Origin of the sequence: Brevibacillus invocatus (genome assembly GCF_003710915.1) — a bacterium.
Lineage (GTDB): Bacteria > Bacillota > Bacilli > Brevibacillales > Brevibacillaceae > Brevibacillus > Brevibacillus invocatus.
In genome coordinates this window covers 1-18,028 of sequence record NZ_RHHR01000026.1, presented here as the reverse complement: position 1 = coordinate 18,028, position 18,028 = coordinate 1, and the positions used below count along the sequence as shown (strand labels likewise).

The 18,028-nt window shown below is 49.2% G+C and carries 21 protein-coding genes; 10 read left to right on the top strand and 11 right to left on the bottom strand.

The annotated features are described in order from the left end of the window. Positions 1–19: 19 nt before the first annotated feature. Entirely contained in the window at positions 20–373 is a 354-nt protein-coding gene (locus tag EDM52_RS13805) for a VOC family protein (protein ID WP_122909659.1), read from the bottom strand. A 335-nt stretch (positions 374–708) separates the two neighbouring features. Between EDM52_RS13805 and EDM52_RS13800 the strand changes: the two genes are divergently transcribed. Both EDM52_RS13800 and EDM52_RS13795 read left to right on the top strand, forming a co-directional pair. Next, entirely contained in the window at positions 709–990 is a 282-nt protein-coding gene (locus EDM52_RS13800; protein ID WP_122909564.1) for a hypothetical protein, read from the top strand. 164 nt (positions 991–1,154) lie between these two features. Further along, positions 1,155–1,637: a hypothetical protein gene (locus EDM52_RS13795; RefSeq protein WP_122909563.1), complete on the top strand. Its 483-nt coding sequence runs from the start codon at positions 1,155–1,157 to the stop codon at positions 1,635–1,637. Positions 1,638–1,713: 76 nt separating this feature from the next. On the opposite strand, the gene EDM52_RS13790 is transcribed toward EDM52_RS13795, so the two are convergent. Beyond that, the gene (locus EDM52_RS13790) at positions 1,714–2,085 is read right to left on the bottom strand and encodes a NucA/NucB deoxyribonuclease domain-containing protein (protein ID WP_245996927.1); all 372 of its coding nucleotides are present in this window, start codon (positions 2,083–2,085) and stop codon (positions 1,714–1,716) included. Between the two features lie 277 nt (positions 2,086–2,362). Here EDM52_RS13790 and EDM52_RS13785 point away from each other — a divergent pair, with 277 nt between their 5' ends. Continuing rightward, positions 2,363–3,958 carry an amidohydrolase gene (locus EDM52_RS13785; protein ID WP_122909561.1) on the top strand — a complete coding sequence of 532 codons (1,596 nt, stop codon included), beginning with the start codon at positions 2,363–2,365 and terminating at the stop codon, positions 3,956–3,958. A 34-nt stretch (positions 3,959–3,992) separates the two neighbouring features. Here EDM52_RS13785 and EDM52_RS13780 read toward each other — a convergent pair whose 3' ends face one another. Next, positions 3,993–4,901, bottom strand: coding sequence for a DMT family transporter (locus tag EDM52_RS13780; protein ID WP_122909560.1), 909 nt, complete (start codon positions 4,899–4,901; stop codon positions 3,993–3,995). Positions 4,902–5,045: 144 nt separating this feature from the next. On the opposite strand from EDM52_RS13780, the gene EDM52_RS13775 reads away from it, so the two are divergent. Further along, on the top strand, positions 5,046–5,930 hold the full coding sequence (locus EDM52_RS13775; protein ID WP_122909559.1) for a LysR family transcriptional regulator: 885 nt from the start codon (positions 5,046–5,048) through the stop codon (positions 5,928–5,930). Here EDM52_RS13775 and EDM52_RS13770 read toward each other — a convergent pair. Then, positions 5,925–6,269 (bottom strand): TMEM164-related integral membrane acyltransferase, encoded by a 345-nt coding sequence (locus tag EDM52_RS13770; protein WP_122909558.1) that lies wholly within the window; start codon positions 6,267–6,269, stop codon positions 5,925–5,927. The genes EDM52_RS13775 and EDM52_RS13770 overlap by 6 nt on opposite strands. Positions 6,270–6,716: 447 nt before the next feature. Further along, a complete protein-coding gene (locus EDM52_RS24715; protein WP_415783026.1) occupies positions 6,717–6,905 on the bottom strand; it encodes a hypothetical protein in 189 nt (62 codons plus the stop codon). Between the two features lie 195 nt (positions 6,906–7,100). Here EDM52_RS24715 and EDM52_RS13765 point away from each other — a divergent pair, with 195 nt between their 5' ends. Continuing rightward, positions 7,101–8,669, top strand: a complete 1,569-nt coding sequence (locus EDM52_RS13765; protein ID WP_122909557.1) for a PTS sugar transporter — start codon at positions 7,101–7,103, stop codon at positions 8,667–8,669. Positions 8,670–8,770: 101 nt separating this feature from the next. On the opposite strand, the gene EDM52_RS13760 is transcribed toward EDM52_RS13765, so the two are convergent. The 3 genes from EDM52_RS13760 to EDM52_RS13750 all read right to left on the bottom strand — a co-directional run bounded on the left by EDM52_RS13760 (position 8,771) and on the right by EDM52_RS13750 (position 9,922). Further along, entirely contained in the window at positions 8,771–8,953 is a 183-nt protein-coding gene (locus EDM52_RS13760) for a hypothetical protein (RefSeq protein ID WP_122909556.1), read from the bottom strand. A 247-nt stretch (positions 8,954–9,200) separates the two neighbouring features. Continuing rightward, on the bottom strand, positions 9,201–9,422 hold the full coding sequence (locus EDM52_RS13755; RefSeq protein WP_183185087.1) for an alpha/beta fold hydrolase: 222 nt from the start codon (positions 9,420–9,422) through the stop codon (positions 9,201–9,203). Continuing rightward, on the bottom strand, positions 9,422–9,922 hold the full coding sequence (locus EDM52_RS13750; RefSeq protein ID WP_122909555.1) for a Gmad2 immunoglobulin-like domain-containing protein: 501 nt from the start codon (positions 9,920–9,922) through the stop codon (positions 9,422–9,424). Before EDM52_RS13750 ends, EDM52_RS13755 begins: the two co-directional genes overlap by 1 nt. 160 nt (positions 9,923–10,082) lie before the next feature. Between EDM52_RS13750 and aspA the strand changes: the two genes are divergently transcribed. Then, positions 10,083–11,507: an aspartate ammonia-lyase gene (aspA, locus tag EDM52_RS13745; protein WP_122909554.1), complete on the top strand. Its 1,425-nt coding sequence runs from the start codon at positions 10,083–10,085 to the stop codon at positions 11,505–11,507. A gap of 121 nt (positions 11,508–11,628) precedes the next feature. Here the strand turns inward: aspA and pdaA are convergent, their stop codons facing one another. Next, on the bottom strand, positions 11,629–12,447 hold the full coding sequence (gene pdaA / locus EDM52_RS13740) for a delta-lactam-biosynthetic de-N-acetylase (protein WP_122909553.1): 819 nt from the start codon (positions 12,445–12,447) through the stop codon (positions 11,629–11,631). Positions 12,448–12,766: 319 nt separating this feature from the next. On the opposite strand from pdaA, the gene EDM52_RS24710 reads away from it, so the two are divergent. From EDM52_RS24710 to EDM52_RS13720, 4 genes are all read left to right on the top strand, one after another. After that, positions 12,767–13,081 carry a DNA primase gene (locus EDM52_RS24710; RefSeq protein WP_183185085.1) on the top strand — a complete coding sequence of 105 codons (315 nt, stop codon included), beginning with the start codon at positions 12,767–12,769 and terminating at the stop codon, positions 13,079–13,081. Further along, positions 13,053–13,259 carry a hypothetical protein gene (locus EDM52_RS13730; RefSeq protein WP_148038758.1) on the top strand — a complete coding sequence of 69 codons (207 nt, stop codon included), beginning with the start codon at positions 13,053–13,055 and terminating at the stop codon, positions 13,257–13,259. The genes EDM52_RS24710 and EDM52_RS13730 overlap by 29 nt, the downstream gene beginning before the upstream one ends. Positions 13,260–13,328: 69 nt before the next feature. After that, the gene (locus tag EDM52_RS13725) at positions 13,329–15,329 is read left to right on the top strand and encodes a CotS family spore coat protein (protein ID WP_122909551.1); all 2,001 of its coding nucleotides are present in this window, start codon (positions 13,329–13,331) and stop codon (positions 15,327–15,329) included. A 25-nt stretch (positions 15,330–15,354) separates the two neighbouring features. Beyond that, positions 15,355–16,506, top strand: coding sequence for a glycosyltransferase family 4 protein (locus tag EDM52_RS13720; RefSeq protein WP_122909550.1), 1,152 nt, complete (start codon positions 15,355–15,357; stop codon positions 16,504–16,506). Positions 16,507–16,664: 158 nt separating this feature from the next. On the opposite strand, the gene EDM52_RS13715 is transcribed toward EDM52_RS13720, so the two are convergent. Further along, the gene (locus tag EDM52_RS13715) at positions 16,665–17,219 is read right to left on the bottom strand and encodes a hypothetical protein (RefSeq protein WP_122909549.1); all 555 of its coding nucleotides are present in this window, start codon (positions 17,217–17,219) and stop codon (positions 16,665–16,667) included. 100 nt (positions 17,220–17,319) lie between these two features. Then, a complete protein-coding gene (locus EDM52_RS13710; protein WP_122909658.1) occupies positions 17,320–17,943 on the bottom strand; it encodes a LysE family translocator in 624 nt (207 codons plus the stop codon). Positions 17,944–18,028: the final 85 nt, after the last annotated feature.

Sequence of the window (18,028 nt, the reverse complement as noted above, 5' to 3'; positions counted from 1 at the left end):
TTCCTTGCTGGAACATCTCCTAGTATTCGCATACTTCCAGACAGTTACCATCCACATCGTAGAAGGCGAAGTACGTGGCTCCATACTCCTTGATTTCCTCGACCTGAACGTCACGGCTTTTCAGGTAATCGTAAGCTTCACTGGCACGCGAGACATAGAAGTTAAAAGCGCAACGGCGAGGCTGAAAATAAAGGGGATCTTCTGTGAGGAACAGTGTGATGGAAGTATCCCCGAATTTGACGCACTGGTATTCTCCCTGTTCACTCTTCCAACCGAGAACACCACCCAGAACATCCACATACCAGTGGGCAGCTTTCTCAATATCCTTGGTTGGGACAAAAACCGTGTCAATTCGTTGAAACAAATTAGTCACATCAAATCGCCTCTTTCTTGTCAGGATAAGAACATACATTCGCGCATAAATGGAAAAATCCTCCCTTACCTAAGACGTTTTTATCAAAAGGCGTCAAATGTGACAATTTCGCATGTGTGAAAAAAGCAAACATCAAAAAACAGCGTGACAAAGCGAAAGTGATATGTCTGAGAAAGAAACGTCACGACGGAAGCAAAAAGCGGTGGAAAACAGCTTAATTTCGCATTTTCCAGCGTATTGTGGATTTTGCCAGAAATCCTGATTCCCTGTATTCTTTGTATCGTTAGAACTTCATTTGATGAGAAGTTCGATGCATACAACAAAGGAGATTGTACATGTTAGCACAAGAAATGGGTGTGATTTTCACCAAGCACGTAGAACAGATTACTTCCAAGTGCTGGAGTGAATTTCTGCAGCAGCTGGAGAGTAAAGGTTTATACGTGGTCATCGAGACAGATACCAACGGGCGGGTGATGAGTCCACTGGGTGGTTTGATGCCAATGCCGTGCAAAAGTGAGACGCTCCATATTCTGACTGCCGACGATTTGCAGCAACGGGGCTTGCCGCTTGGCCACCATATCGTGAATACGCGAGAAGCAAAAGTAGCCACATCGTAGAAAAAAGATCAAACAAGGAATCACACGACCTTTCCTGCCGGAAGTATTTCGGTGGGGAAGGTTTTTTGCTGTCGATTTTATAAAAAATAGACGTAATTCGACAAACAAGATCCATCCGCAGATGATACTTCGAACGTGAGAATCGTGGTCGAAGAGGTGAAACGATGCATCCTTCCAAGCAGTCAGTGACAGAAAGTAAAGAGTCGCCAAACACAGCAGGCCATCTGGTACAATTGCAAACCCCTGCTAACATGCGTTCGTCCTCCATTCGCGTCCTGCAGCAGTCGATTGGCAATCAGGCCCTGCAACGGATGGTTGCGCAGTCAAACTCAAAACAAGCGATACCTCGTGATATGAAAGAAGAGAATGGCGTGATCCAAGGGGTTTTTCTGGACAAGCATAAAAATGAACTGCCGGATCATTTGTGGTATAAAATTTTTGTGAACAGCGGGAAGTCCATAAGAGTAGATTATCTCACGCGAAACGGTCATATTGGTATTAGGCATATCCAAAACGCCATGTATGGACATTTGCCAAGGGCATCAGAGGCAAAGGTGAAAAAAATGAGCCGAACGGATTTGAACGAAAAGCATATCAAGGAGCTGGATCAAGCGCTCAGTGCTTATAGGGGATCTTTTTTGGTGTAATCCAGCTGGGAGAGTCTCCACTGCTTCCTCAAAAGCAAACCCGCATGGCGCATTCACGGCCGAGCGGGTTTTACGTTCATTTCACCACAAATTGCACACGCGTCCCGTCCGGGTAGTTCTCCAGCTGATTGGAGACCCAAGATCCCGCTCCGCGATTATCAGATGGGGATATGTAGGCGATATCTGCACCCTTGCCGCCTTCCGCACACATCGCCATCGGCCATTCGTCCCGATCGAAGCCGCGTTTGGTAGGAATGCCTAGCAGGGACTCATCCCGATTTTGATCGGCACCTTTGCGGTCAATCGTGCAGATGGAGGAGTGACCATTCTCCACAGCTGCTTGAATATGTGCCGCAGTCTCAGGGAAGCGCTGGCTCGGAAATTCCAGGACGAGATCCGCTTCGGTCGGTGTGCTGACCGGCGTACCAGTCTCTAGCTCCCCAAACAGATAGGTGCAAACAGCGACGACGATGGCAAGAAAGAGTAGGATAGGCGAATTTTTTTTCTTTTTCTTACGTCTCAATGGTTTTCTCCTTGTCTCCCAAAACTTGTTGGTTTTTCGCAACATAACTCGTATTATACCGATGATTTCCAAATGCGAACAAGTGTTTTTTAAATTGGAGTTGAATTCAGGAATAAAGAAGGATAAAAGCAACCCATGAACAATTAAGAAAGTAGTAAAACGAAAGCTGTTTTGAGTAAGGCTAAACTAGGAGGCATATGCAATGACAACCACGATATTTACGAACGGAAGGATTTACACGGGCGATCCGCAGCATTTGTTCGTCCAGGCCCTCGTCGTCCGGGATGGACTCGTTCATGACTTGGGCAGTGGCGCGGACATGCTCTCACAGTGGGGAACAGGGGCTCAAGTAATTGACCTACAGGGACATACAGCAACTCCTGGTTTGATTGACAGCCATTTGCACTTGGGCTGGCAAGGCTTGACTTTTATGCAGCTCAATTTGAGCAAGGCGACCTCCAAGGATGAAATGTTGATGCTCATTAAGCAAAGAGCTGAAGAAACGGGCCCCGAGGAATGGATGGAAGGATTTGGGTGGGACGAAAATCTGTTCGTAAATGGTGGAGGAATTCCTACCATCGAAGAGCTGGACCGGGTCGCTCCGCATTGTCCGATCATGCTCTCTCGCATATGCGGGCATGCAAATCTGGTCAACAGTAAAGCGCTGGAAAGGATTGGCTATCATCCGGAAATGGCAGTTCCGGCAGGGGGCGTGGTCGTCTGCGATCCGGACACAGGACGTCCGACGGGGATGCTGCTGGAGACGGCTTCCAATCTGGTCAAGCCGCATATTCCCAAACCAAGCTACGATCAGCTGAAGACGAGCCTGCGCAACTCCATTCAGTATGCGCTCCAGCATGGCCTGACAGGTGCGCACACCGAAGATTTGCGCGAATTGGGTGGATTGGCTCAAACCTACCGTCTCTACGATGAGCTGATCAATCAGGAAGAGCTGGCGCTTCGTTGCAACCTGCTCGTTTACTATCCTCACATGCATGAGCTGCGCGAACAGCAGATGTATGCAGGCTATGGCAACAGCCATGTGCAGATAGGAGCTGTGAAGATCTTTGCGGATGGAGCACTGGGACGGCGCACTGCCTATTTGTCGGCTCCCTATGCGGACGATCCGACCACCAGCGGCTATCCAGTGCACGAGCAAGAAGAATTGACAGAGCTGGTTCGGCAGGCGCGAGCCCTCAGCATGCCGATTGCGGTCCATACCATCGGCGACAAGGCACTAGAGATGGTCTTGGACAGTTTGGACCAATTCGCGCCGGCAGCCTATCGGGATCGACTCATTCATACGCAGATTGTCCGGCCAGATCTGCTGGAGCGCTTGCAGCATCCCAACCGAATCGCGGACATCCAGCCGCGCTTTTTGGCGGGAGACTTTCCGTGGGTGATCGATCGCGTGGGTGAAGAACGGATCAAATATTCGTATATCTGGAAAACGATGATCCGGAAAGGGATTATTTGCGCGGGCGGATCGGATACCCCGGTGGAGCCAATCGATCCTTTGCTGGGGATTCATGCAGCGGTCACCCGCAAAGCACCAGGGGAAACGCATGGTGGCTACATGCCGGAGGAGAAGCTGACCATGCAGGAAGCGATCTCGCTATTCACGACCGGTGGAGCAAAAGTTACCCATGAAGATCATCTGAAGGGCACCTTGAGTCGAGGCAAGTTTGCCGATATGACTGTTTATTCGAACGATTTGTTTGCGATGGACCCGGATGAACTGCTCTCGACGAAAATTGTCATGACCGTCATCGGCGGAAAGGTTTGCTACACGCGTTAAGCCAGAAAAAATGAACTTGCAGGCGAGGAAGACCTCATGCCTGCACGTTTTTTTCAGTTACTGCCAGCTTTTTTGAGGATTTGCGTCGCAGCCATTTACCCAGATCCATTTCGGCGATCAGGATGCTGAACAATACCAGGGCTGCACCCACATACCCGCGCAACGAAAGCATTTCACCCGTGACCAAAAACGCGATTGCGACAGCGAGTACGGGTTCCATTGAAAAGATCAGGGCAGTGTGCGTCGGAGTCGTGTACTGCTGGGCTACCGTCTGCACCACGAATCCGACGGCCGAGCAGAAGATGCCCAGCATCAGAACCGCAAACCATGCCTCAGGGGTTACGGGGAGCCGCGGCGTTTCCAAAGCTAGTGAAAAGAGCAGCCCAAGCAGGCCAGTGAAACCGAGCTGGTAAACACCGAGCTGGAGCGGATCGGATTGATTTGCCCATCTGCCAGTAACGATGATGTGAATGGCATAAAACACAGCGCCGAGAATGCATAACAAATCCCCACGGCTGATTTCAAGCTGGCTGTTCAATGTGAGCAAACCAATACCGATCAGTGCGAGAAACGCTCCAAGAAAAACACGTGGCGGCGGAATCTGGCGCAGCAGCATGGATAAGAACGGTACGAAGATGACAGTCAGACTGACGAGAAAACCTGCCTGGGATGCAGTGGTTGTCTTCAAACCAGTCGTAATCGTAACAAAAACGCCAAACAATAGGGTGCCTAGAACAAACGTTTTGCCGAGGGTCTTCCGATGAGTACGCAGGATGCGCCGACGAAAGAAAAGACCAGCCAAGACAAAGGCGAGCAAAAAGCGCAGAGCAATAAAATTGAAGGTTTGCAGATCTGTAAGCCCCATCTGCATGAACAGATAGGAGGAACCCCAAAAAAGGGTTACCAAAAGCATAGCCAGATCAGCTTTTAATTGAGGTTTCATTCTCGTGCTCCCTTATCCCCGCAGATTGAAGCTGGGACACTTTATCTCTTGATACGTTTTCAGTATAAGGGTATCGCTTGAATAAGAAAAATGAATGTTTATTATGGTTTGCACAAATTGTTTTCATGAAAAAGAGGGGTATGCATGAGTCTCAATAAGTACGAAGTTTTCACGTCGGTGATGGAAACAGGCAGCTTGACCAAAGCAGGGGAGCTTCTCGGGTTAACACAGTCGGCTGTCAGTCATGCCATAGCCAGTCTGGAACAGGAATTTGGCCTGACACTCATGATCCGTGGGAGGTCTGGAATCAGCCTGACAAGCAATGGGGAGCGACTGTATGGCTATATGCGCGAGATTCTGCGGGTCAATGAACAAATGAAACAGGAAGTGGACGCAATAAAAGGCATTGAGTCGGGAACCGTAAATCTCGGTACATTCACCAGTGTCTCGACGCAATGGCTACCGGGGATCTTGAAGCAATTCCAGGACGCCTATCCGAACATAGAAATCAAGCTGTTCGAGGGATACTACGACGATATTGAAGAGTGGGTTTCAGCGGGAAAAGTAGATCTCGGTTTTGTCTCCATGCCTACTGCAACATCCTTCGATCTGCTGCCTCTCAAAAAAGATCGCATGCTCTTGCTGGTGCCTTCTGATCATCCGCTTGCCGCGAGAGAAATCGTACAGGTAAGCGAGCTGGTAGAAGAAACATTTATCATGCCGACCATTGGCTGTGACAATGATATCCAGCGCATTTTAAAGGAATACAAGCTGCAGCCAAAAATCAAATACGAGCTGGGAGACGATCATGCGATTATTGCGATGGTGCAAAATGGCCTCGGAATCAGCATTCTCCCGGAAATGATCTTGTTTCGACTGCCTGCGAATATTTGTGTCATTCCTTTGGAGGGAGCCCACTATCGAACGATCGGAATTGGTGCCCCCTCGATGGCCAACCTGTCTCCAGCCGCACAGCGATTCTTGGCTTGCGTGGAGGATTGGGTACGGAATTGTGCACTGCCTTCATGAAGACATCTCTTGTGAGGATGAGGATATTGCTTTTTTGCCCCATGCAAAAGGCCAATAAAGCAGGAGAAAGACCGCCAAAGCGACGACTTCCAGGGAGAGGATGTACCACGGATACTCGCCCAGGTAATCAATCAGGCTAGGGTTCTCCGGCTTGTGTGAGACGAACAGGTAGTTCCCGCCTGTAAAGTGATTGACCAGCAAAGCCACGAGTAGGAGCACATTGAGAAAGCCCATCGTTTTCCAGACTGAGCGAAGCGTTGGGCGATATCCTTCCACCCATGTCATGAACAGACAGGCGTATAGCGCAGTGTGTGCCTGGAACGTGCAGAGGAACGGCATTTTTTCCGATATACAAAAAGAGCGGCCGTGAGCACAACAAAAAGCAGCAGCACGACCAAATGAGAGGCGGAAAACAAGTGGAAGGGATCCTCGTCAATCGTGTAAGCAAATAAGGAAGGTGACATACAGAAGCTCCTGAAAAATATTTTTGTAAGAATTCACAAAATTTTAACACAAAATCCGAGTTTTATATAAGTAAATGGTTATAATAAAGGTATACAGATAGATTTCCTCGGAAAGGAGATAGGACAGTGAACTTGGTACTGACAGAGAAGATGTGCAAAACATGTCAAGCTCGCTTGACCGAATATGAGATCGAGAATAATGAAGGTCTGTGTATAGATTGCTACAAAGATAGTCAGAATAATGAAGAAAAATAAATAAATCATGGATGATCCCCTTTCTTCAACAGAGAGGGGGTTTTTTACTGCCTCGAGAGTGGTTTTCTTATTCGTGAGGCAGCTTATCCATCAGAAGGAGCAGGAAGGTAGCGAGTGGTCCAAGCAGCAAGGAGATGAGAAACCAGTTAAATCCACTGCGGTTTTTTCCCTGAGCAAGTCCAGCGTTGATCAATGCAAGCGTTCCCCAGCCAATCCCATATTCGTTTACCACGCTTTTCACCCCACCTTGATACATCGGTATGTAAAATCACAAGACAAATTATACCATATTATCTGAAGATTTCTATATTCATGTCAATCTGTTCAATCTCATCAAATAAATACAGAGAATCTCTTGAATTATGTGTCATCCTTTACTAAAGTAAAACTATACCTAATTAACAAAGTAACGCTTTAACAAAACAAAACAAAACGTTGGGAGATCTTGCATGTGACAAAGCGGATAGCAGTCGTAGGAAGCAGCGGGGGCAATTTATATAATCTGGGAGGAAAAGATCCTGAAAAGCTCTTGGGTGAAATCATCACACAGATCGAGTCAGCAGGAATCGAGCTGGCAGCGGTCCAGTTCATTGCGGCTAAAAGCTCGATGGATTCAGCCGGCGACTCGACAGATGCTGCGGTGTATGTATGGAATGAAAAAGTCAGTCAAGTGGTCTCAGTGTTCGAGGGACCGCTGGAGGCGTGCAACCGGTATGCAGCCAGCCTGGACGAAGAGATCGCAAGCCAGATACGGGCAGGAAACGTCGATGGCTTGATCGTGATGAGTGCAGCGCCAGACGGTGCCAATCAGCAGGTCGTTCGCGCAGCAGTCGATCAGCAGGTACCGATCGCTGGTACAGGCGGTACGTCGATGGCACAGATCGCGTCAAAGGGCGCTTTGGTCATTCTGACTTCCGGAACGACAGGAACGACAAACCGGACGAGAGCGATCAGTTTTCTCACCGTATTCAGCAAGCACTGGGGAATCGCGTACAGACCGATGATCGGGGATTCGAAGCAAGCGTCGGGTATCTCGGCTAGCCCGTGGAAGCGAGTCCAAATTCGAGGAATCATGATGGCTTCGCTGCCGGGCTTTATCGCGCTGGCATTGATCCTTGCCCTCAGTAAGATACCCGGTTTGTCCATGCTGAGTGAAGTGTTTGACGTCTTGATCAAGGCACTGCCCGTCGTGATTGCGGCGGTAGCGGCGAAACAAGTGTCTGACATGGAAGAGGTATCCGTCGTGGCAGGGGTGCTGGCAGGCGTCTTGTCTATCGATGGAGGAATTATTGGCGGTATGCTTGGCGGTATAGGCGCAGGTCTTTTGGTGAATCTGCTGTTTAGAAAATGTATCGAGTGGCGGTTTCCGACCACGACTGTCAATATTATTGCCGGCGGTATCTCTGGGCTAGTATCAGGATTGATCGTCTATTATTTGTTGGCGCCGATTGCCTTGCAGGCAGGGGAGTGGGTAAAAGTTCTGATTGAAGGAGCGGTGGCTTACAGCCCGATCCTGGCGGGTTTGATTGCAGGACTTCTCATCTGGCCAGCGATCATTGGCGGTGTGTATCATGCCGCGATTTTGCCGATTGTGCTTTTGGAGATGGAGAAAACAGGGAACAGCTTCCTGGGTGCAGTGGACATGGTCGGACTCGTCATGGTATCTGCGGGAATTACACTGGCGAATATCGTAGCGCCACGCGAAAAAAGCGAAGCTACGTTGGCGACGCCTGGTTTTTTGATCAATATGGGCTTTGGTACCTTCGTCGAAGCAGCATATCCATTCATGTTCTCTAATAAGCTGGTGTTCGCAGGAGCTGTGATCTCTTCAGGTGTAGCTGGTATGCTGGTTGGTTTGTTTGACGTCAGAGGAACAGCCTATGTGCCTTCGATCATGGCACCACTTCTTTCCAATAACATGGTCGGATTTATCCTCGCGATGGCGAGTGGGCTGTTATGCTCCTTCCTGATCACGCTGGTCGCCAACAAGATGGCCAAGAAAAAAGGACAGGCTCAGTGAGTCAATCCAAAGACCCCCTGACTTAAGCAAGTGAGTCAGGGGGTACTCTTTTTTCTTCGATTATTCAGCAGAAGCAACCCCGTCCCTTGTCTGAAAGCACTTCACACGCTCCAGCCAGTTGGCAAACAGGCTCTGTACAGCGCTGGCTGCTCGATCTCCAGCATGTGTCCAGCTTGGTCGAGAATGGAGCAGGTCGCATGGGTAAAAGCTTTGAGCAGTGCCAGATGATCCTGATAGCCGCATATCGCGTCTTCATCTCGCTCCAGGATGATACGAGAAGGCAAGGTGCGTATCCACCAAACGATATTGCCACCAAGGCAAAGCAGCGATGGGCCAGCAGCGAGTCAAGTTTTGTCAAGCAGCATGGACAAGAGATCGTCCGATGTTCGCACCCAGTCTTCCACCGGGCTGTGACCATGGGCGGGCAAGTCGATATAAATCCGCTGATAGCCCAGAGTATGTGCAAAATGAGGTGCGTATCCACCAAACGATATTGCCACCAAGGCAAAGCAGCGATGGGCCAGCAGCGAGTCAAGTTTTGTCAAGCAGCATGGACAAGAGATCGTCCGATGTTCGCACCCAGTCTTCCACCGGGCTGTGACCATGGGCGGGCAAGTCGATATAAATCCGCTGATAGCCCAGAGTATGTGCAAAATGAGGTTCGGCCCATGCTTGCATGGAGCGGTGATCCGTTCCCAATGCGTGGAGAAAGACGAGTGGGTAGCCTTCTCCGATGATCTTGCAGGAGACCATTATTTTTCCGGCAAAGGAATGATCAGTTCATGCTGTCTGCTTCCGTCCTTTGCACTAACCTCAAACAGAATAAGCATCAGTGTAGAATTCGGCTCCGCCTTTTTTACCTTTACCGTATGGGTGAAGTCGCCCCACTCCGGCGCTCCAGCAGAGGTATTTACAGTGCCCTCGGTCAATTCATTGTGCCCGTCTTCTACCACATATTGAAACACAGCTTCAAATACTCTGGCTTGCCCCTTGATCTCGAAGGTATCCTCTCCGGTTTTAGCCACTGTTACTTTTTGAAAAATATCGTTTCCGTACGTTTTCTCAGCAGCAGGCTGCTCTTCCTTTGGAGGCTCCTGTTCGGGAGCAGGTGTTTGCGGCTGATTTGGCTGTTGCGCAGGTGGTTCACTTGAGGCTGGGGGCTGTTCGGGAGCAGGCTGATCGACCGCTTCTGGCGTACTGCTACAGCCATGCAGGAGTGCTGCGGTCAACAAGATGAGAAAAAGTTTCTTCATGGTATCCCTCGATTCCATTTTTTCATTGATTATTAGCCATTCTACCCAATAAGACGGCGAAAAAGATAGCTGTGTTTCAAAGAGACAGCCCTTTTCTGAAAATCTATGGTAGAATGAGGGGGACGTAACCCACTATTACTAGGAAAGATGGCGAACAAGGATGGAACAACAATCGTTTCGAATTGAAAAGGATTTTCTTGGTGAAAAAGAGATTCCTGTAAACGCTTACTACGGTGTGCAAACCATGCGGGCAACAGAGAATTTCCCAATTACCGGCTACCGCCTTCATTCATCGCTGATTATTGCCATGGCTATGGTAAAAAAAGCAGCGGCGATTGCCAACATGGAAGTATCTCGACTCAACCCACGTCTCGGTAATGCGATCGTGACCGCTGCCGAGGAGATCATGGATGGAAAGTGGCATGACCAGTTCATCGTAGATCCGATCCAAGGGGGAGCGGGAACCTCCATCAATATGAATGCCAATGAAGTGATTGCCAATCGTGGATTGGAGCTTTTGGGAGAGAAGAAGGGGGATTACTTCCACCTGAGCCCGAATACGCATGTGAACATGTCTCAATCCACCAACGATGCATTTCCGACAGCGATTCACCTGGCAACACTAAGTCTTTTGGAAAAGTTACTTGTGACCATGCAGACGATGCACGATGCATTCGGACAAAAGGCACAGGAGTTTGATGACGTCATCAAAATGGGTCGTACGCATTTGCAAGATGCGGTACCGATTCGTCTGGGCCAGGAGTTCGAAGCGTATCGCCGGGTACTGGATCGCGATATCAAACGGATCAAGCAATCTCGCCAGCATCTGTACGAAGTCAACATGGGGGCGACAGCAGTAGGCACTGGGCTGAATGCAGATCCGCGATATATTACGACAGTCGTAGAAAAGCTGACGGAAATCAGCGGCTTCCCCTTGGAAGGAGCCGAACATCTCGTCGATGCCACCCAAAATACAGATGCTTATACAGAAGTGTCTGCGGCATTGAAAGTATGCATGATGAATATGTCCAAAATTGCCAATGACTTGCGTCTGATGGCATCCGGACCGCGCGCAGGACTAGGAGAAATCTCTTTGCCAGCCCGCCAGCCTGGATCATCGATCATGCCGGGGAAAGTCAATCCGGTCATGGCAGAGGTCATCAACCAAGTGGCTTTCCAAGTCATCGGAAACGACCATACCATCTGCCTGGCGTCTGAAGCGGGTCAACTGGAGCTCAATGTGATGGAGCCAGTGCTCGTCTTCAATCTGCTGCAATCGATCAGCATCATGGACAATGCTTTCCGCGCGTTCACAGAATACTGTCTAGCAGGAATCGAAGCCAATCGCGAGCGCATGAAGGAATACGTGGAGAAAAGTGTGGGTGTCATTACCGCAGTCAACCCACATCTGGGTTATGAGACAGCGGCACGTATCGCCAGAGAAGCCATCCTCACAGGCAAGTCGGTTCGCGAGCTGTGCCTGCAGCACAATGTTCTGACAGAAGAGGAGCTGGATTTGATTCTGGATCCTTTCGAAATGACCCACCCAGGGATCGCTGGAGCGTCTCTGTTGGATCGAGAATAAGAAAATAAGCACGGAAATCCTGTCCAAGGGTTTTTCCGGAAGATAAAAGGGCTCCCGTTCCTCGCATATTCGTGCAGGAACGGGAGCTTTTCTGTGAACAACGGTCATGAGCGTTTGGGACTCAGCGCTGTGGTGTAGATGGAGAAAGGGGCGCAGGGGTGGGAGCTGAACCAGGCAGCTGGTCCAGGCTTTTAAAAACGTAGCCCTGTCTGTGTGCTTCATCGATAAAAGCACCCAATGCTTCCGTGTTATCCTTGGAGATCGAGTGCAGCAAAATGACCGCTCCCGGATGAAGCTGGGATATGATCTGGTCATAGGCGTACTTCCACCCGCGCTGCTGCTTGACATCCCAATCCTTGTAGGCAATCGACCAAAATACGTTGGTGTACCCCAATTCCTTCGAGATCCCTAGTGTTCGATCACTGAATATCCCCCGAGGTGGACGCAAGTACTTCATTTCCTTTTGCCCGGTTACCTCTGTTACGGCATCCTTTACCTTGGCCAGTTCATCCTTGATTTTTTCATTCGAGATCGTGGACATATCGGGATGGCTCCACGAGTGATTGCCGATCAGATGACCTTCCGCAACCATTCTTTTCAACAGCTCAGGCTTGTCCTTTACGTAGTGGCCAGTGACGAAAAAAATAGCGGGCACATGTCTGGATAGCAGGGTATCTAAAATAGCCGGTGTGAATCCGTTCTCATAGCCATTGTCAAAGGTCAAGTACAATTCTTTCTGTGAAGTATCGCCTAGAAAAACAGCGCCATGTCGATCAACAATGGATTTAAACCCCTCTTCGTTAATCGATGGAAGCCTACCATTCTTGCTTTTCTTAAATCCGAAATGATAAGGCTGATCCTGGTAGGCTACCGTTGATTGAAGGGGCAGCATACACAGCAGAAAGAGGCTGAAAATCAAGCAAGCAATCCGTTTGTTCATTGACGCTCCTCCCGATCTAAAACGAGAGCCATTTTCGCCAGCTCCTTTTCCATAGCGAACTACTCACGTCCTTTCTCCATTCGTTGCACGAATCATGTTCGTCCATGAAAAGTTTGTCCAGTTCGTTTCCAAATATGTACCGTAGCCATAAGGCGGGCTAAAGCCTGTAAATGAGCACAGAAATCGAAAATGTGCAAAAAAAAAACTTGGAGACAGGACAACTGCTCATACAAGTGACAAAGAACCAACATATAGTACTAAAGTCAACGGTGATCCGCTGACTGGTAACACGATACTATTCAGTACCGGAGGTGTGGTCATGGGAAACGATTGGCTGAGACAATTGAGACAAATCATTGAAGATGACGATGACATTGAAGAATTAGAAGTAAAAGTAGAGTACGAAGACGGCAGAAAGAAAAAATGGATTTTCACAGGCGACGCAAGACCCGTACTTGAAGATAATGACGACGAAGAAGACGATGAAGACGATGAAGACGATGACGAAGACTCTGACGGATCTGATGACGAAGACAATTCAGAAGAATACGAAGCTGACGAAGAAGACGACTCCGATGATGAAGACGAAGAAGATGAGGATGAAGATGAAGAATACGGTGACGATGAAGCCTAATCATCCATTTAACAAAAAAGATGCGTCTGACAGCGCATCTTTTTTTATTTATGCAGGATCAAAGGTCCATTTCTTCGAGCTTGTCTCTTTGCGCGTCGCCCATCCTGGAACAAGCTACGGGCATGGTTTTTTGATGATAGAACTGGCTAATTCCTATGGCTATTTGTCCGTTTCGTGATGAAAAATGATCGAATAGTAATAGGAAAGGACCATCAACGCACCATAATTGGACGACGGGAGGAAGGCAATGGAAGAGTACCTGATCAAGCCGTGGGACATTCACAGACAGGGAACAGGAGCAGCCGAAGCCGCCCTAAATTGGGATATGCATGTTCCGCCGGAAATAGACACGATAGCTGAGGCTGTTATCAAAATGTACGATATGTCTGTCAGCAGTCGAACGTTGATTACCTCCAAACCAGACAAAGGTGGAGCCATTTGGCGGATTGAGACCAATAAAGGACCGAGAAGTCTGAAGTTGTTGCATCGAAGTCCAGAGAGAAGCCTGTTCAGTGTGGGTTTACAGGAATATGTTGTCAAGCAAGGTGCTAGAGTTCCGGCGCTGATACCGGCAAAGGACGGGAAGCTGTTTGTTGAGATGGGCGGAAAGCTCTGGATCGTCACGGACTGGATCAATTTACAGCCTGCGACGAAGGTTGATCTGGTAGGCGCACAGGAACTGTGCTACGGGTTAGGGGAATTTCACAGGCACACCAAAGGCTACTTGCCTCCATTAGGAGCGAAAAACTCATCCCGCCTGTATCGTTGGCCTAATTACTATCAGAAAATCGCCAAAAAAATAGGCTGGATGCGGGAAATGGCATCCGCGTACAGCGAAACAGCGGCGAGCCCAGAGATCCTGTCTGTCGTCGATGAATACGAACGTCAGGCACAGGAAGCGATCACACGACTGCAGCAATCAGCATATTCCAAAATGGCTGCGATGGGGGAACCTCACTGGGGCCTTGTACACCAGGACTACGGATGGTCCAACGGACAAAATGGACCAGGAGGTCTTTGGGTTATTGACCTTGACGGGGTGTCCTACGATCTGCCATTCCGCGATTTGAGAAAGCTGATTACTAGCACGATGGACGATATGGGCGTATGGGATGTCGGTTGGATGCGCGGAATGATTGAGGCGTATCACAAAGCGAATCCCCTGGATGCAGAATCGTTTGACGTTTTGCTGATCGATATGGCCATGCCCAACGAGTTTTACAAACATCTGAAAGAAATGTTCTTTGATCCTGTTACGTTTTTGAATACGGAGGCTGGAGCGATCCTCCAACGTGTGGTAGCGACGGATCAGACGAAGTGGCAAGCGTTAGCGGAACTGAGCAAAGACAAATCGAAATACGCAGCTGGCTCCTACGAGCAGGCAGCTGTCGCACAATCCCCCGAAAAAATCCCCTCACAAGCTTCCTCCACGTTTATCTGGGAGCAAAAACAGTGGAATCTGCAGACCAAAAAGCGTGCAGATCAAACAGAAAAAGAAGCTGTATCTGCTTCCTCCAATGACAAACAAAAGAGCAGCAAAAAAGAGAACGCGCCCAAACGCGAAACCGTAGCAGTTCCGTTCGAAGAGAAGAAGACCGAATCTTCTCAGCAGAAGCAAAAGAAGCCCGAATCCTCTGAGCCAAAAGAGAAGCAAAAGGTCGAATCCTCTCAGTCCAAGCAGAAGAAGGATGCCGTCAAAGATAAAGTGGCTGAGCTGAAGCCTGTAGAAAAGAAATCCAGTTCTAACCCTGCTGCGGAAGAGAAAGAAGCTGTGCGCTCGTCCGCCAGTAGAAGAAAAAGCCTCACATCATCCTCTGCATCCAATGTTATTAATCTTCTCCCTTACCTTTCCAATCCAGGCACTCGAACCCCGAGAGCAAAAACAGCAGCTAGCGGAAGGAAGCGCCAAGCGAGTCTTGGGACTGTCCGTTCAAAACGCAAATCGTCAGGTGCCGCTGCAAAAGCAAAACGTACTACGACCGTGAGAGCCTTGCAGACCAAACGAACGGAAGCAAGCCGAGCCATTGCCAAGAAAAGACAAGCGAAGCCGCTTTCATCAGCACGGACAGCATCACGTCTAGGACAAAAATCAACGAGCACGACCAAACCAAGAAGAGCAGCAACGACGTCTGCGTCGAGTCGTCACGGGTATAATAAAGTGCCTGCTCCACGAAACCGCGTGACTACCAATCCTGCTCGCAAACCAAAAGCAAAGCAAGGTATGAAGAAGTACAAAGGCTTGCGATGAACCGCATGAGGAAAGGGGAATCACGATGAAGGTAGCCATGATTTGCACCGAAAAGTTGCCCGTGCCTCCAGTCCGCGGCGGTGCCATTCAAACCTATATATCAGGAATCGTGGATGATCTGAGTTCCTATCACAATGTAACCGTTATTGGTACGACAGATCCGGAGCTAGCGACCGACGAGATCATCCGACAGGTTCGTTACGTAAGGCTAAACGGACTGGGCGTCTTTGAAACGTATGCAGCAGAGGTCGTTCGCTTTTTACAGACAAGTGAATACGACATCATTCATGTCTTCAATCGTCCGCGATTGGTACCGTTGATACGGGATGTTTGTCCAAACGCGAGAATCATTTTGAGCATGCACAATGACATGTTTGACGTGGCCAAAATTGATCCGCAAGTGGCAGTCAAAGCCATTGAATCTGTCGAGCGAATCATTACCATCAGCGATTACGTAGGGGGAGTCATTTCCTCCCTGTATCCTGCAGCTACAGAAAAGCTGCGGACCATTTATTCGGGAGTGGATCTGGGAACCTTTGTCCCCTGGGAAAAATCGTCACAGGCGCGTCAAGTTCGCCAAGAGCTGAGAAGTCAGCACCAATTGAATGGCAAACAAGTCATCTTGTTTGTAGGTCGGCTGACTCCTAAAAAAGGTGCAGATATCCTCGTCCGAGCCATGAATGATTTAAGCAAACGCCACTCCAATATAGCACTGGTCCTGGTCGGTGGCTCCTGGTACAGCGAAGATAAGGTCAGCGATTATGTAGCGTATGTACGTTCTTTGGCTGGTCGTTCACCTATTCCGGTCATTACCACTGGTTTTGTTTCGGCTGAACAGATTCATCAATGGTTTTGGGCAGGGGATATCTTTGTTTGTCCGTCCCAATGGGAGGAGCCATTGGCACGTGTACACTACGAAGCAATGGCAGCAGGTCTCCCCTTTGTGACGACCAAGCGAGGAGGAAACGCCGAGGTCATTATCGGAGGAAACGGTCTACTGGTTGAGCAACCAGAGAACCCTTTAGCTTTCTCAGAGCAATTGCAAAAGCTCCTTTCCAGCCGGGATCTGCAACGCAAAATGGGAAGTGCAGGCCGGATGTTGGCAGAAGAGCGCTTTACGTGGAATCGTGTGGCGCGAGAAGTTCGCGAAGTCTGGGAAGGAAGAGGGTTTCGATAAAAAAAGGGAATCGAAAAGCCCACATTCTGCTGACAAACAGTGAGCAGGTGGGCAACCGATTCCGATACATAAAAAGAAGGTGCAAGTGAGCTTGTAGGGTAATAAAGACGCAAATGAGCTAACTCGATTTGGATTGTCGATCCTTCGTTTTCAGTGCTTTAAGGATCTGCGGAAGAAGCCTGGTCTGGCAAGTTGGGAATGATAGCGACGATTCGATGAAGTGGAATCAGAACGGAGCTGCCGATGTGGTCGAGAGCAGAAAGGGTTTTCAGCTCAACGATTCCTTCATCGACCCGGATCAGCTTTCCCACTCGATACCGGCGACTGTGCACGCCAAAGTCGGCGGAGAGCAGGAGCTCAATGGTCTGTTGCTGCTTCATGCATTTGACCAATTCCCTGCGAAGACCTTTAACGCCTGCTTCCTCAGCGGATTCTTCCGCTTCGACCTCGACATTGACGATGGGTGCTGGAATAATCAAAGGCTTCGGTGCCTGGATATTTACAGTAGGTGCCTCCACTTGAACGTTGGGTGTGGAGGGCGTGACTGTAAGCTCAGGCGCTGGGGCAGTCACAAGTACTTTAGGAGCCCGAACATTGACGCGAAGCCAGCGAGGATGGTCTAGCTTCCTTGCTCTTTTCCCGCGTACGTTGTGTGAAGAAGAGTGATTTGGGCGAGAATAGCGATTTCGTTTTTTAGACTTGGCCGATTTCACTGATGACACCTCCCACTGTGCATGGTTTATCATATTCAGCACGGCAGGAGCGGTCTGGACATATTACCTGAGTAAGGGCAATTTGGGGCTGGTAAGCGGATTATTTTTCTGCCAGGGCGAGGCGAATGCCGATCGCCGCATACAAGAGGGCTTTTCCATAGTTCACATACTTCCCGATCTGTGGGAGACCGAACAGTTTTTGGCCGAATAGTCCGGCAAAGACAGCGACAATCGAAAACACGAGTAAAGCCTGAAGCATGAAAATGACGCCAAGAATCATCATTTGGGCTGGTTCATGACCAGACCCAGGAGTGATGAACTGAGGCAGGAAGGCGAGAAAGAACAAAGAAACCTTAGGGTTCAAAATGTTCATGAGCACGCCTGTTCGATACAGCTTCAAGCTGGATTGCCTGACGGGTTCAGCGGACGTCATTGGACTTCCCCCCTCGCGAACTGCCTGGTATGCCAAATACAGCAGGTAGATTGCACCGGCGTACTTCATGAGCTGGAAAGCAAAAGCGGAATTGTAGAGGACAGCTGTAATGCCAAGCGCAGCGGCCAATGTATGCACGATTACGCCGTTAGCCAGCCCAAGAGCGGTCATGATCCCAGCTTTTCGCCCATTGGACATGCTTTGCGCGATAACGAACAGGATATCAGGTCCGGGAGCGAGGGTGAGCAGGATTGAGACAGCCAAAAATGAAAGAACGAGTGAAAGCTCCATCATGTCAACTCTCCTCGTATAATCATTGTTAGAAGCTCTTCTTCAGACAATTTCCAGTTGATCCGGACAACGGAAAGAGAGTGAA